We start from the raw sequence: 15,202 nt of genomic DNA on the forward strand, positions 1-15,202 counted from the left end.
AAAAAGTGGAATCCTCCACCATTTCTTTTATAAATCACAAATTCCTTTATTTTCTCCATAAACACTATACCAGTCTTGATTAAAATCATCTACAGCTTTTTCAATATTTGGATTATTAAAAATCGCTTTTAGAACACTGACTGGTGCTGTAATTGCTTGGGCTCCACTATTAAAAGAATCTCTTACTTGCTGGACACCTTTGAAACTGGCTGCTAAAATCTTACAATCATAATCATCCATCACGATTCGATTTGACAACTCATTGATTAATTCAAACGGATCACTACCAAGGTTCCCAATTCGATTAACATATGGAGCAATATAATCAGCTCCGGCTGCCAATGCCATATATGCCTGCATCAGGTCGTAAACAGCAGTTGCTGTAACATTGATGCCTTCTGCTTTTAAAATCTTGATAGCTTTGATTCCTTCATATGATACAGGAATCTTCACATAAACTCGATTATCAATTTCCTTTAAAATTCGATGTGCTTCATTAACCATCTCATCACAATTTTTAGAAATCACTTGAACATGTAAGCTTCTATCTTTTCCAATAATATCTCTTACTTTTCTCATGTGATCAAAGAAGTTTTCTGGTGCAGTTGCTTTTACAATAGAAGGGTTGCTTGTCACTCCTACGATTGGCATATGATCTATAGCATCTTTAATTTCCTCTAAATTCACAGTATCAATAATAAATTCCATTTTTATTCCCCTTTTATAATGTTTGTTCTGTTCTTTCAATTATATCATCTTGAGTTGCTCTTGATAAGACATTAAAGAATGCCGAATACCCTGCAACCCTAACAATCAAATCACGATGCTTTTCTGGATTCTTTTGAGCATCAATCAATGTTTCTCTAGAAACTACGTTATATTGCACATGATAGCCATGTAATCGATTAAAGAAAGTTTTAATTATCATTTCTAATTTCTCTTTATTTTCTTCTGTCGCTAACATTTGTGGTGTTACTTTTTGATTTAATAAAACACCACCGGTAATTTCATGTGTTGGTAATTTTGAAACTGTTTTGAATACCGCTGTAGGTCCATTTTTATCCATTGCATGAGCTGGAGAACAACCTTCAGCAAGTGGAGTATGGGCTTTACGACCATCTGGGGTTGCCATTGTCCCATATCCTTGTCCAACATTAGCAGAAATTGAGGAAGTACCTGCATAGCGAATCCCTCCAACAGGTCCTCTTTGATATCGAGTACTTGGATATTTTTTGATTTCATTAATATATGAATCATATGCCTCTACAACCAATTGATCAACATAATCATCATCATTCCCATATTTAGGAGCTTCATTAATTAACATACTTTGAATTTTTTGATTTTCTTCACTCATAAAATCATCTTGTAAAGCATCCCATAATTGTTGCGGTGTAATCTTTTTTTCCTCAAAAACTAGTTTTTTTATTGCTGCCAAACTATCTGCCATATTAGCAATTCCAATTTGTAATCCAGAAATGAAATCATAGACTGCTCCACCTTCTTTAATTGTCTTCCCTCTACCAATACAATCTTGAGTCAAGGTTGAACATAAAATATCTGGAACATCACGCTCTGAGGCAAGATCGACTGCATTTTCTACAATTACAGATAATCGGGTAATTTCTCTAATTGACTTATCCCAGGCATCTTGCAACTCTTCAAAAGACTTCATATCTCTAAAATAGCCGTAACCCTTTACAAATCGTTTACCAGAAGTTACATCTACTCCATCATTCATCACTGCTAATAAAATTCTTGGGAAATTTTGATATGACATTCCTGTACAACGATATCCCCATTTCCCAGGAACAGCTGTTTCAACACAACCAATTGCTGAATAATTATAAGCATCTTCCTCTTTTACTCCCAGATCAATAAACGAAGGAATAATAATTTCATCATTATTAAATGCCGGCATTCCTGTTCCTAACTTCATAACTTCGATACATTCATCTAAAAATTCTTTATTTAAACCATTATAATATCTAACAGTCAAATTAGGCTGTGGCAATCTTGTTTGAGCAACAGATTTCAAAACTAAAAACGAAAGTTTGTTCACTGCATCTTTTTTATCAGGAGTTTGTCCACCAATAGTTACATTTTGGTACATTGGACTACCAGCACTGCTAAATGTGTGAGCCTGGCTTCTGACCTTATTAATAGTTAATGTTTTGATCCATAAATTTGTTAGCAACTCAACAGCTTCCTCATCCGTGATTACGCCTTTTTCTAGATCCGCTTTCAAATATGGATACATATATTGATCGAAACGTCCATATGATAATGAATGTCCATTAGATTCAATTTGCAAAATCAATTGAATAAACCAAACTGATTGAATCGCTTCTTTAAAAGATGAAGCTGGTTCATAAGGCACTTTAGAACAAATATTACTAATTTCTAATAACTCATCCTTTCTATGACTTTGAGCATTTTCAGCCATTTCTTGAGCAAGAAGACTAAACCTATCAGCATAAGTTTTAACTGCTTCAATTACAATCAATACAGCTTTATAAAAAACATATTTATCAATATTTTCCGGAACACATAGATCCAACTCTGCTTTTAATTGTCGCACTCTTTTTTCATAACCGACTAATCCTATTTTTAGTAACTGTTCATAATCAACCGCAAGATGAGCATCTCCAGAATTTAATTTTCCTTCCATTCCAAAGAAACCAGTTTCCATAAAAACATTTACTTCTTCAGGTAGTAAAGCTTCCCCCTTAGCTCTTAAATTATTATTCTCCCAAAATGGTGCAATTGAACGTAAAGCTGCTTTTGTTTCTTCAGTAATATAAAAAACATCACCATCTCTTTTTTCAAATTTGTCCAATTCATCAATAACAAATTCTAACGTATATTCGGGAAAAATTGGAGCATCTTTATTTGAAGCAGCCTGATTCCCAACTATTAAAGTTTCATCTTCAATATAAATTGACATTTTCTCTAAAATATTTTTTAACATTAGTGCCCGTTTCATAACCGGTGGCTGATTTTGATATAATCTATAAGATTCTGTAGCTAATAATGCTCTCTCTGCACAAATATACGGTTTTTTATCTAAAACCTTTTCTCTAAAATCATTCATTCTAGGTGTTAAATCACCAAAATGTTCAATGTTTTTCATATTTTTCCTCCAAAGTTACTAAAATAAATTATTAAGTTTCGTTCATAACATAAATTCACTTCATTTACACCTATATATTAACATATACGAACAATAAGTCAATATTTTTATTTCAAAAGCAGTATATATCGGTTTCAAATGAAATATAAACATTTACAATTTGCAATCAACATGATATTATAAATAATGAAAAGATAAGGAGATATTCATAATGGAAAATAAGGGGATAATTTTTAATATTCAAAAATTTAGTATTCATGATGGTCCAGGAATTAGAACAACTATATTTTTTAAAGGCTGTCCATTAAGATGTAAGTGGTGTTCTAATCCTGAATCACAACTAAAAGCAGTTCAAATTTTGTGGGATCATAACAAATGTACGCATTGCATGACCTGTATCAATAATTGTCCTACAGGTGCGATTAAATTAATTGCAGATAAAATTATTATTGATCAAAATAAATGTAATGGATGTTTGAGATGTGTTAATAAATGTCCTCAAATTGCCCTAAAAAATGAAGGTGAGTATAAAACAATTGATGAAATTGTGACAACCTGTCTTCAAGATAAAGATTTTTATGAAGAATCTAATGGAGGTATTACTATTTCCGGTGGAGAAGGAATGTCACAACCAGCATTTTTATTTCACTTAGTTAATGAACTAAAAAAACATCAGCTTCATTTAGCAATTGAAACAACCGGATATATTGAACATGAGCTTTTTACTAAACTTGCTCCATTATTTGATCTGTTATTATTTGATGTTAAACATTATGATCGTGAGCAGCATTTTTTAGGTACAGGTGTTTATAATGATTTAATAATTAAAAATTTAAAGTGGGCATTACAAAACAAAATAGAAGTATTACCAAGAATTCCTGTTATTCCAGATTTTAATGATTCATTAAATGATGCCAAAGGACTAGCAAGACTCTTAAAAAATATCGGTGTTTTAAAAGTTCAATTATTACCATTTCATCAATTTGGTGAAAAAAAATATGAAATGCTCAATCTAGAATATAGTTTAAAAAATAAAAAAGCCCTCCACAAAGAAGACTTAAAAGAATATCAAAATATTTTTATCAATGAAGACATCAAGTGTTTTTTCTAAAAAGCTTACTATAAAATAAGCTTTTTTAATTTTCTACTTTCTTAACTTCAATTCCATGATCTAATAAATAATTTTCGCATTCTATTGGAATATGAGTATCAGTTACAATACATGCGATTTCCGCAGTAGGAATCAAAGTTACAACCCCTTTTTGCAAAAACTTAAATGAATCTGTCACAATTATAACTTTATCAGCTTGTTTTGCCATATCTCTAACTGTTTCGCTACGCATATAATCATTCCCAGTAAAGCCTGAGGTTTCAGTAAAGCCATCAGTTCCAATAAAAAGTTTATCAACAAAAAAAGATTCAACACATTTTTTTGTGATCGGTCCTACCATTACTTGTGATTCATTTTGATATTCACCACCAAGTAAAATAATTCTAATTTTAGCAACTTTACGAATATAATCGGCGATAAAAGCAGAATTAGTAATAATCGTAACATCTTTTTTGGTCTGCGCAATTTCTAAAGCAACCAATGCGCAACAAGAACCTGACTCAATCATTACGGTTTCACCATCTTCTATTGATTCTACCGCTAATTTAGCAATTCTTTGCTTAATATCATAATGATAAGCTAAACGATTATTTATATCATCACTAGAATTTAAAGTTGCAAATCCATGCTCACGAACAATCAATCCACTATTTTCCAATTGAATTAAATCTTTTCTAATTGTTACTTGTGAAACACTGAGTAACTGAGAAAGTTTAGTTACTTCCATTTTCTTATTCTCTGTTATTAATTCTAGTATTTTTGTATGTCTTGCCAACATCTTAACCATCCTCATCACCGCTCTTTTCTTTTATTACCTTATCATATTAATATTTCAAATACAATAAAAACAACTTTCGTTTCAATCATATTATTCTCAAAACGAAAGTTATTATTTCTAATAATAGAACGAAATTTTTTTACCACGATATTCCCGACATGGTAAAAATTGATGTTTAACACCTAAAAGTTTATGTGCCTTTAACAATCTAGCATCTGATAGACAATGACCAATATACTCCTTAGTTAATGGATAACGATTATGACTAGGCAAAATTGTTTCAATTTGATTTTGATATGTATTTAATTTTTCTAAGCTATGAATATACAAATCTAAATTTCGATGCTCACCAAACATATAAATCGGTCCTAATTGTACAGTATCACCAACAATTAATAATTTCTTCTGAATATCTAAAAATGCAATACTTCCATAAGTATGTCCAGGTATCTCAATTACCTCAAAACAGTAATCACCAATTTCAATCAAATCCTTTTCTTTTAAACAATTAATTTTTATTGTTGTTTTAATTAAACCCTTATCTCCCTGATGTACATAACATTCTTGAAAACTATCAAGTCCCCCACAATGATCTCCATCACCATGAGTTAACAGTACTTTAAGCGGAAAACTAGTAAGTTTCTGAACTTCATTAATTATCTTCGTCTCAGGAAAACCAGTATCAATCAATATCGCTTCATTTCTACCGATAATTAGAAATTCTCGTACCTGACCATCATCTAAAATATATAAATCTTTAGCATATTCAGTTACTTCCACAATTAATCACCTTCTTTTACTCATTATAAAAGGTTATTGACACAACAAGCAATAACCTTTTATATTATTTATTAAATTTGATCATCTGCCCTCTTTTTCAAAATTTCAAAACGTCGATCAACTTCATCTTGAGCAGCCTGAACAATTTTTGTATACTTTGGATCACTTAAATGTTTAGTTCGCTGCATCATTGCAAACCAATCAATTAATGGAATCTTTTTCTTTGCTTTCTGTGGATCATATGTAAGATTATACTTACCCTGCTCAATTTCAAACAAAGGAAAATAACAACTATTTACCCCTGCTTCAATTACACTTTTTTCTAAATTTGGCTGATCACCCCAATTTAACGGACAAGCAGATAAAGTTCTCAAATATGCTAACCCAAACTCTTTAGCATAAGCCTTAGCTTTAATCGCTTTTCTAACAAAATCTATTGGATTAGATTCAGCTACAGTAGCAATATATGGAATATTTGTTGCAGCCATGATTGCTGGCATATCTTTATTAAAAAATGATTTTCCAAACTGATCTTGACCAAGATGAGAAGTCGAACTTTTAGCCCCTAATGGTGTTGAATATGATAATTGATAACCTGTATTCATATAACCACCATTATCATATTCAAAAATAATCATGTGATGGTTTCTTAAAGCTGCACCTAGTGCACTTCCCATTCCAATATCCATTCCTCCATCACCACTAACCATGATAAAAGTAATTTCTCCTTCGGGATATTCATGTCGTTTTACTTTTTGGTTAAACGCTTCTACGATTCCTGAAAGTGTCGCTGCCCCATTTTGAAATAAATTATGAACATACGGTACTTTAAAAGAAGTTTTTGGATAGGAAGTTGTTACAACCATTCCGCAGCCTGTTTGAAATAATAAAACAACATTTCCACTGATTGCACTTAATAATAAATTGACATTGACGGGAATCCCACATCCTGGACAAGCACCATGACCCCCAGATAAACGTTGGGGCATCTTTGCAATTTGATTAAGCGTAAACGGCTTAACTTCCATTATTTGTTTTTCTTCATTATAAACACACTTGAAGTCATCAGGAGTTTCTTTGATTGGTTTAAAAAATTGAGTTATTGGTTGTTCAATTTTACCGGGATAAATATGTAAATAATCAAATAATTTTACATCTTTTTGAAATCCCATTAATAATAATGCTTTTGCATCATCTTTATAAAAATCACGGCCACCTAAGCCATAAATTCTCGTAATTACACGGGTAGTGATTCCTGCCTCCTGCATTGCCGCCTTTATTTCTAAAGACATATTTCCACCATTGGCACCATAACTATCCTGACGATCACAAACAATCACTGTTTTAGGCACTTTAAAATGCTTAATTAATTCCTTACTTGGAAATGGACGCAGTACATTGATTGTAACTACTCCAACTTTTTTATCATCTTTGCGTAATTCATCAACAGCTCGTTTTGCACTGCTAAATCCAGAACCTAGAACAAACATTAAGACATCACAATCTTCATTTTGATAACTTTCTACATACTGATAAGCCCGATTAGAAATTGTTTCATATTCCTTAAAAATAGCCGGAATAACCTCTCGAGCTTCCTCCATTGCAAGATGAAGCTGGTATTTATTATTCATTAAATCCGGTTCATTCATATAAGAGCCAACTGTGACTGGATGTTCAAAATCAAGAATTTGATATTCAGGCAGATATTTACCTACAAAATTTTGGACAACTTGATCATCTTCAAAGACTTGACATTTATTTTTTTGATGGCTAGTAAAAAAACCGTCAAACGCAATAACTACTGGTAATTTAACTTTTTCAGCAATTTTTAGAGCACAAATGTTCATATCATAAACTGCCTGGGGACTATGAGCAAATAAAATAATCCATCCAGTATTTAACATATACATGATATCGCTGTGATCACCCTTGATTGAAAGTGGACCAGAAACTGTTCGACAAGCTACATTCATTACCATCGGAAATCGTGTTCCAGATTGAACTGGAAACTGTTCTAATGCATATAACAAACCATTGGCACTAGTCGCATTGAAAACTCTTGCCCCAGCAACGCTTGCACCATAACAAATTCCAGCCGCACTATGCTCACCTTCAGCAGCAATTAAAGCAATCTCATGCTTACCCTCAGCTTTCATTAAATCTAAATTCTCAGCAATCTGCGTTGATGGTGTAATGGGATAGTATCCCATTACATGATAATTAATCTGTTTAGCGGCATAAGCTGCCAATTCATTCCCACTTTCAAATACCATCTTTTGTTTTTCCATCACTTTTTACCTCCGTTATTTTTTCTACCTCCAAAAACGAATCACTCGTTATCCACGAATTTGCTCCCACATCTTCATAATCCATATGCTCAACAATTAAATCTTTGTTACGAATAAACCATTTTAAATTTGAATGTTCGCGTTCGACTCCACTAACCAGTGCTTGAGTTGGACAAATTTCAACACACCGTAAACATCCTTTACAATGATGATAATCCAAACCTTTATTTACCATCATCTTACGTCCTTTATAAATACCCGGTTCAAACTGAAAAACCATATCCGGACAAGTAATATAACATTGTGCACATTGAATACATTTTTCTTGGAGAAACAATGGTATATAGCCTTCCCGTGATGCACTTAAATCATTCGAAATAGTACTTCCAAAACAAGGATTCACACCACCAAGTGGTGCATTTTGATAACCCCAGTCATTTTCTATTTCACGATAAGGAATGAACGGATACTTACCATCATCATTAAACGTTTTACTAACAACACCATTATAACCTTCAATTATCCCTTCTTTATTTTTTTGTAATAGCTGAGGATATTTTTTACCCAAAGTAGCTTCAATCAATTCTAAAACTGTCTCTAAAGGAATAAAGCCACTCGCTTTAGCTAGTGCCCCCAGCATGATCATATTGACTTTACATTTTATTTTCATTGCTAAATAAATTGCATCAATACAATATATCGTTCCAGCACATAATTTTAATTTATCTCTAATTACATCTGGTTGCTCACCGCTGTTAATGACAATACAACTATTTTCATCGACTCCTGCTGTTACTTGTAACTTTCCTATCATCGCTTCATGAAAAAGCCCAAGCAAATGGGGTCGCGTAACGGGAGTATTAACAGTAATTTCTTTATCTTCATCACAATAACGAATAAACGCCTTGACTGGAGAACCTCGTTTCTCTGAACCGTAGCTAGAAAAGCTTGAAGCATTAAATCCTAGATAAGCCGCACCTAATTCACCTAATAATTTTCCACATAAATTAGCCCCTAACCCACCAACACTTTCTAAACGAATTTCATAATACCCTTCTTCATTTACTTTACTTAATTCTATCTTGTTCACTTCTTATACCTCCTAATTGAATAATTCCCGCTTTTATCGTCATCATTCCAAAAAAATAAAAAGTCTATTACTAGACTTAATCTTTTGATTTAGCTATTTGAAACAAACACATGAGCCCCCACGATGACTCCTAATTCAAAAATTAAAAATGAATTAATCAATCCATACATTTATATTATCTCCAATACTATAGTTTATCGAAAAGATAATATTTTTAAACTAATTTAATTATTATTTCTAAATAAAAAAACCAACTCTAAAATGCACTATATTGGTTATATTAAAACAATATAGTGCACTTCAATCACCAGACTCTATAAAATATATTTATTAATAAAATTTGCAATTCCATCATGATTATTATCATCAGTTATAAAATCAGCAACACTCTTAGTTTTTTCACTTCCATTAGCCATGACTACTCCAACTCCAGCATTTAAAGTCATATCATAATCATTATCAGCATCTCCAAAAGTACATAAATCTGTCATTTCAATTTTATGCATTGCCATAACTTCTTGTAATCCATGCGTTTTAGAAACCCGAGGATCCATATATTCATATAAAATACTTGCTGTTTTTAAAGAAGCTGATTTATAGTTTGGATTAGAAAAAGTTTTACTTTTTTCAATAACTTTATCCATATAATCAGGTGCACAAACAATGATTAATTTGGCCCGTGGCTCATTTAAAAAGACATCAAAATCTACAACTTTATATGGCACACGATCATCACGTGCTAAATCACGAATATAATCATCATCTTTAGGTGCATATAATGTCCCTTCATACGGAATAGCAAAATTAAGATCCATTCCTTCATGATGTTTAATAATATCTTTTATTAATTCACCATCCAGCGGATAACTTGATTTATCAATATTTAATTGATAATCATATATTTCAGCACCTCCAGTCCCAACGATTGCATCAACCAAGCCACTAATTCCCCATACAGTTAAAAGTGTTTTAACGCTATGAACATCACGCCCTGTTGATAAACCAAATAAAATTCCTTTTTCTCTAATTTTCTTAATTGCTTCAACTGTCGCAGGTGAAACAATACCATCTTGATTTAACAATGTTCCATCAACATCACACATTACTGCTTTTATATTTGTTAGTTTATTCATCACAATACCTCCACTTAGTAAAATTATATAACCTTTGATTTTTATAACAATATTCGTATTTTTTTTTAACAAAAACTTCTCAAAAATAAATAAGTTCCTATCAAATCAATGATAGAAACTTTTCACTATTACTTTAAATATTCAATTACATCTTTTAATGATGAGATGATCTTAGTTGCTTTACTTGCAAAATCAGCTTCTGGATACTTCATATCAGGAATACATAAGACATCGATCTTACCATCATAGGCTGCTAAGATTCCTGATTCACTATCTTCTAACACTAATGCTTCACTTGGTGCTACATTAAGTTTTTTACATGCTGTTAAAAAAATTTCAGGATTAGGTTTTCCATGAATCACTTCATCACCACAGATCGTATCATCAAAATATTGTTCAATTTGTGCATTCTTTAAAATAACATCGACACGTACCCGTGCACTGCTAGTTGCCACAATTGTTTTATAATTATTTGCCTTTAAATATTTTAATAATTCTAATAATCCCGCTTTAAGAGGAACCTCTTTTGCTAAACGTTCATCAAGCCTAATATGTACATCATCCCATACTTCAGTCATTGGAAAGGCAGTTCCAAAATGATCATAAAATACTTGACATATTCCCTGCTTATTTTTCCCCAAACATAAGCGATATACAGCTTCATCAAAAGAATATCCTAATTGTTCTAATTTACGACAATACTCTTCATAAGTAACTCGCTCACTATCGATCATCAAACCATCCATATCAAATATAACTGCTTTTTTCATTATCTTCTCCTTATATTTCTGCAACAAACTTTTTAATATCTGTCAAAGCCGCTCCAATTGCTGCTGTTTCTTTTAAACATTGACCTATTTTAATATCTGGAACAGTAAACTTTAATGGATCCAAATCACTAACTAATTTTGTTAATAGATCAAGATCTTCATTTTCAAACAATGAAGCTATTTTACCACCAATAATTACTGGTGCATCTAAAACCATGGTTAAATTATGAATTGCTAATGCTAGATAATGAAAATAATCATTCCATGATTGCATTGCAGTTTGGTCTTTTTGCCGTAATTGTTTATAAAATTCTTCTAATGTCATATTTGTATGATTTTTTAATAAAGCATCTTCATTACAATAAGCTTCAAAACACCCTTTTTTACCACAATAACACTGACGTCCGTTCTCTACTAATGTCATATGCTCAAATGTCGAACTGTAATTATTTCCCTGGAAAACCTTTCCAGCCATAAATACAGCACTACCTAGATTATGATTTAAAGATAGATAAATAGCATCGTTATTATCTTCACTGAAATTTAATTCAGCAAGTCCAGCAGCATGAGAATCATGAATCATTTTAACTGGTAAATCACTAGATTTTTCAAACTTTTCTAACGTTAATCCCTGATTATTTAAAATTGGACCATAAATAACCTTTTTTCCATCCTGAGATACGATCCCCTGAATAGCTATAGTGATCCCTAAAAAATTTTCTTTTTTAATTTGTAAACAATCGATAAATTCATTTAATGCCTGTCCATATTGTTTAAAATAACTTTCACTATTATCATAAACTAAAGCAACTGTTTGTTTACGAATCAGTTGAGCATACAAATCTAAAGCAACAAAAGTTATTCCTTCTTTTAAAATACTGACACCAATTGCAATTCTAGATTGTTCCTTAATAGAGATTGCTAACGGCTTACGTCCCCCCGTAGACTCATTAATATCTTCTTTTTTTATCAAATCAGCCTGTTCTAATTCCAAGAGATTACTAGAAACAGTGGGCAAAGATAATTTTAATCTTTCCGCAATTTCCTGTTTTGTAATTTGCTTAGCTTGATATATCAGCTGATATACAATCTTACGATTATACTTTTTAATACTATAATCAACCATAAATACCACCTTATCTAAAAAACCTTTATAAAAGTATAACAGTTATCTAAATATATCGCAATGAATATCCAAATATCCTTATTACTTACTTTGAAAATAAAATAAACCATGCTATAATATGAATAAAGAAGACAGTATAAAACCCACTAAGTGATAATCAATGAATGATTATCACTTTTTAAAAATCGAGGTCAATTAATGAAAGAGACATATAGTAAGAATTATTTTGAAAAATATGCTGCATTAACCCTAACAAAAGTATTAGATGTATCAGCTGATAATATTATTCAAGCTGATCGTCCTGACCTTCGCATTCCAAAACGTAATTTTGGAATTGAAGTAACTCAAGCATTAACTCCAGCTGAAGCAGTTGCTGACATAAAAAAACCTTTATATAGTACTTTAAAATTAAATCCTTTCGACCATGATGAAAAAAATTTAGAATTCGTAATCAATAAAATAGATAATGCTCTTGAGCGAAAAGAACAAAAGAGCAAAAACTATGAGATTTATTTAGATAATGGTTTATATATTTTTTCACACTGTCACAATCTCCCTGAACATATGCTCTATGACTTTCTTAATCAATTAAATCTAGCTAACAGTTTTTATCAGCATATCTTTGTTAATTGTGTCGATCATCTCTATTACTATCGATGCCAAGAACAAATAATAATTAAAGTTGATTATAGCTTTCAAGAATTATCAGCCATGAATCAACTTGCTATTGATTTTGAAAAGCATTGTCATAAAGAACGCAGAAAAATTGAACTTCCTAAATCAAATAATGATGCTTAAAAGAATTGATCCAGATAATCATATAGATCAATTCTTTTTTATTTAATGCATATGATTTGATAACTTAATAAGCTCGATCTATAATCCAGTTGTAGTAAGAAAATTAAAATATTTTGTAGATTTACAACAATAAAATTACATACTAATAATGAGGTAAATCATTTAAAACAAAATATTAACTATCATATATCAATTTTATAGAAAGAGGTATAAATATGTTAGAAAAAGGAACAGTAGTATATTTTTTGATGAATGGCTATGTGATGTCTGGAAAGGTTTTTGATATTAGTGGTAATAATGATAATTATGAATTTAGTATTGAAGGTTATGCTGGATGTGCTGGGCCTCACATAATTTCTTCAAGTCAAATACATTTGACTGTTTTTCTAAGTCAAGAAGAAGCTGAAAAATACAAAGATAATCCCCAAATGTATTTACCAGCATATTGTTAATCCATACAAAATTTTATAAAAAATCAGCACACGGTGAACTGCCAAAAAATCAAATAATTGGAAAATCGTTTTTTATGGTAAAGTATAGTTTTAAATTTAAGAATATCGCTTAAAAAGTAGTTCTAAATTATAATTATCATATTATTTAATATCTAAAATTTTTACTTTTTTCAAATTCATATTTTCTTATATTAAATATTTACTATGAAATCTAAATTCATGTATATTTAAAAGCAGGTATATCGAATAAGATACACCCGCTTTTAATCAACTATTAAGACGGTACTTCCAGCCATTTTTTAAAAATCTTCGCGATAATAAGAGACATCTGGCTATATTATCAAATACCATCATAATCCAAACTGCTTCAATACTTTGATGGAAAACATTGATCATTAGCCAAGAACCGGTTACCCTAATTCCCCACATCGTAAATAATGAAAAAACAAATGGTGCCTTAGTATCACCCATCCCATTGAATGTTCCCTCAAGAATTACTAAGATTCCATAAAGCGGTTCTGAAATAGATACTATTCTCAATACTCGAGCCCCCAAAGTGATAACCTCATGGTCAGGAGTAAAAATCCCCATTAACTGTTCAGCAAATATAAATAATGCAATCCCACAAATTATCATTAAAAACATTGTAATACCACTAATCAAATAAGTTACCTCTTTAACTTTATGCTCATCTTTTTGTCCAACTGCATTTCCAACTAAAGTTGCTGCTGCCGTTTGAAAACCATACCCGGGAATATAAAAAGCTTGTTCTGCTTGAATTGCAATTGTATGAGCAGCAAATCGTACTACTCCTAACTTCGCAATCAAGGAAGCAAAAGTTACGTGCCCTAAACAAATAACACTACGTTCCAATACTACTGGAATCCCAATATTCAAACATTCCTTAAACTCTTTTTTATAAAAATGAAAACCACTGTTTTTTAAATCAAATAGTGTATTTTTATAGTAACGTAAGAACATCATAATTCCTCCAGCAACAAATGATATAGCCGTCGCAATCGCTGCTCCATTTACCCCCAGTCCAGCACCGGGAATTATAATTCCAAATAATTCTCGTGTCGGATAAATTAACAAGAAATTTAAAATTATATTAATAATATTCATATATAAATTTATTAGCATTGGTGTTTTCATATCACTGACACCACGTAAAGCCGATGCCAAAATCAAAGCTGCTGTCCTAAATAATAATGGAATTGAAATAATCATAAAGTATGATGCCGCTTCACCTCTAATTGCTTTATCACCATTTAGCCAAGTTGGTAAATATGGTGCAATTAAAACACACATTATAGTTAAAGCTATCCCAACAATTAATGTCAAAAATAGAGCTTGCTGCCCTACCCGCTTTACTTTTTCATCATTATTTGCTCCTACTGCTTGAGCACAAACTGATAAAATCCCAATTCCAAAAGCAACAGCAATACTAGACACTAACCATCCAACCGTTGAGGTCAATCCAACTGCAGCCGATGCCCCAGCTCCTAATGCCCCTACCATCGCTGTATCAACATATGTAACGACAACATTCATGGCCTCTTGAACTACCGCCGGCCAGGCTAAAAAACAAATCGATTTAATTTGTTGACGATATTTTCCCACTATCTCACTCCTACCTAATCTAATAAAAAAAGACCATTAAATGGCTTTAATTGTATATACTATTATACACTTTTTTAATATAGATAGATAGCCCCAAACAAAAGCTTAGTGCTAAAATTA

General features: G+C 31.5%; 13 protein-coding genes. 3 read left to right on the plus strand and 10 right to left on the minus strand.

Going from position 1 to position 15,202, the window contains the following annotated elements:
* Window positions 1-27: 27 nt before the first annotated feature.
* Both EYR00_RS11710 and EYR00_RS11715 read right to left on the minus strand, forming a co-directional pair.
* Window positions 28-708 carry a fructose-6-phosphate aldolase gene (locus EYR00_RS11710; protein ID WP_008791249.1) on the minus strand — a complete coding sequence of 227 codons (681 nt, stop codon included), beginning with the start codon at window positions 706-708 and terminating at the stop codon, window positions 28-30.
* 13 nt (window positions 709-721) lie between these two features.
* Window positions 722-3,133, minus strand: coding sequence for a glycyl radical protein (locus EYR00_RS11715; RefSeq protein ID WP_003535958.1), 2,412 nt, complete (start codon window positions 3,131-3,133; stop codon window positions 722-724).
* 211 nt (window positions 3,134-3,344) lie between these two features.
* Here EYR00_RS11715 and EYR00_RS11720 point away from each other — a divergent pair, with 211 nt between their 5' ends.
* Window positions 3,345-4,244, plus strand: coding sequence for a glycyl-radical enzyme activating protein (locus EYR00_RS11720; protein WP_003535957.1), 900 nt, complete (start codon window positions 3,345-3,347; stop codon window positions 4,242-4,244).
* A gap of 25 nt (window positions 4,245-4,269) precedes the next feature.
* On the opposite strand, the gene EYR00_RS11725 is transcribed toward EYR00_RS11720, so the two are convergent.
* The 7 genes from EYR00_RS11725 to EYR00_RS11755 form a co-directional block, all read right to left on the minus strand.
* On the minus strand, window positions 4,270-5,022 hold the full coding sequence (locus EYR00_RS11725; RefSeq protein WP_008791248.1) for a DeoR/GlpR family DNA-binding transcription regulator: 753 nt from the start codon (window positions 5,020-5,022) through the stop codon (window positions 4,270-4,272).
* 117 nt (window positions 5,023-5,139) lie between these two features.
* Window positions 5,140-5,802, minus strand: coding sequence for an MBL fold metallo-hydrolase (locus tag EYR00_RS11730; RefSeq protein WP_003535955.1), 663 nt, complete (start codon window positions 5,800-5,802; stop codon window positions 5,140-5,142).
* A 71-nt stretch (window positions 5,803-5,873) separates the two neighbouring features.
* Window positions 5,874-8,090, minus strand: a complete 2,217-nt coding sequence (locus EYR00_RS11735; RefSeq protein ID WP_003535954.1) for a thiamine pyrophosphate-dependent enzyme — start codon at window positions 8,088-8,090, stop codon at window positions 5,874-5,876.
* Window positions 8,065-9,180 (minus strand): 2-oxoacid:acceptor oxidoreductase family protein, encoded by a 1,116-nt coding sequence (locus tag EYR00_RS11740; protein WP_003535953.1) that lies wholly within the window; start codon window positions 9,178-9,180, stop codon window positions 8,065-8,067. Before EYR00_RS11740 ends, EYR00_RS11735 begins: the two co-directional genes overlap by 26 nt.
* Window positions 9,181-9,494: 314 nt before the next feature.
* Complete coding sequence (locus tag EYR00_RS11745) at window positions 9,495-10,313, minus strand: Cof-type HAD-IIB family hydrolase (protein WP_008791243.1); 819 nt, start codon at window positions 10,311-10,313, stop codon at window positions 9,495-9,497.
* 128 nt (window positions 10,314-10,441) lie between these two features.
* On the minus strand, window positions 10,442-11,083 hold the full coding sequence (locus EYR00_RS11750; RefSeq protein ID WP_008791242.1) for an HAD family hydrolase: 642 nt from the start codon (window positions 11,081-11,083) through the stop codon (window positions 10,442-10,444).
* A gap of 10 nt (window positions 11,084-11,093) precedes the next feature.
* The gene (locus EYR00_RS11755; protein WP_003535950.1) at window positions 11,094-12,209 is read right to left on the minus strand and encodes an ROK family transcriptional regulator; all 1,116 of its coding nucleotides are present in this window, start codon (window positions 12,207-12,209) and stop codon (window positions 11,094-11,096) included.
* Between the two features lie 198 nt (window positions 12,210-12,407).
* Between EYR00_RS11755 and EYR00_RS11760 the strand changes: the two genes are divergently transcribed.
* Both EYR00_RS11760 and EYR00_RS11765 read left to right on the plus strand, forming a co-directional pair.
* A complete protein-coding gene (locus tag EYR00_RS11760; RefSeq protein WP_003535948.1) occupies window positions 12,408-13,007 on the plus strand; it encodes a hypothetical protein in 600 nt (199 codons plus the stop codon).
* A 215-nt stretch (window positions 13,008-13,222) separates the two neighbouring features.
* Window positions 13,223-13,459 carry a hypothetical protein gene (locus tag EYR00_RS11765; RefSeq protein ID WP_003535946.1) on the plus strand — a complete coding sequence of 79 codons (237 nt, stop codon included), beginning with the start codon at window positions 13,223-13,225 and terminating at the stop codon, window positions 13,457-13,459.
* A 267-nt stretch (window positions 13,460-13,726) separates the two neighbouring features.
* On the opposite strand, the gene EYR00_RS11770 is transcribed toward EYR00_RS11765, so the two are convergent.
* On the minus strand, window positions 13,727-15,082 hold the full coding sequence (locus tag EYR00_RS11770) for an MATE family efflux transporter (RefSeq protein ID WP_003535944.1): 1,356 nt from the start codon (window positions 15,080-15,082) through the stop codon (window positions 13,727-13,729).
* Window positions 15,083-15,202: the final 120 nt, after the last annotated feature.

This window comes from Thomasclavelia ramosa DSM 1402 (genome assembly GCF_014131695.1).
GTDB classification, from domain to species: Bacteria; Bacillota_I; Bacilli_A; order Erysipelotrichales; family Coprobacillaceae; genus Thomasclavelia; species Thomasclavelia ramosa.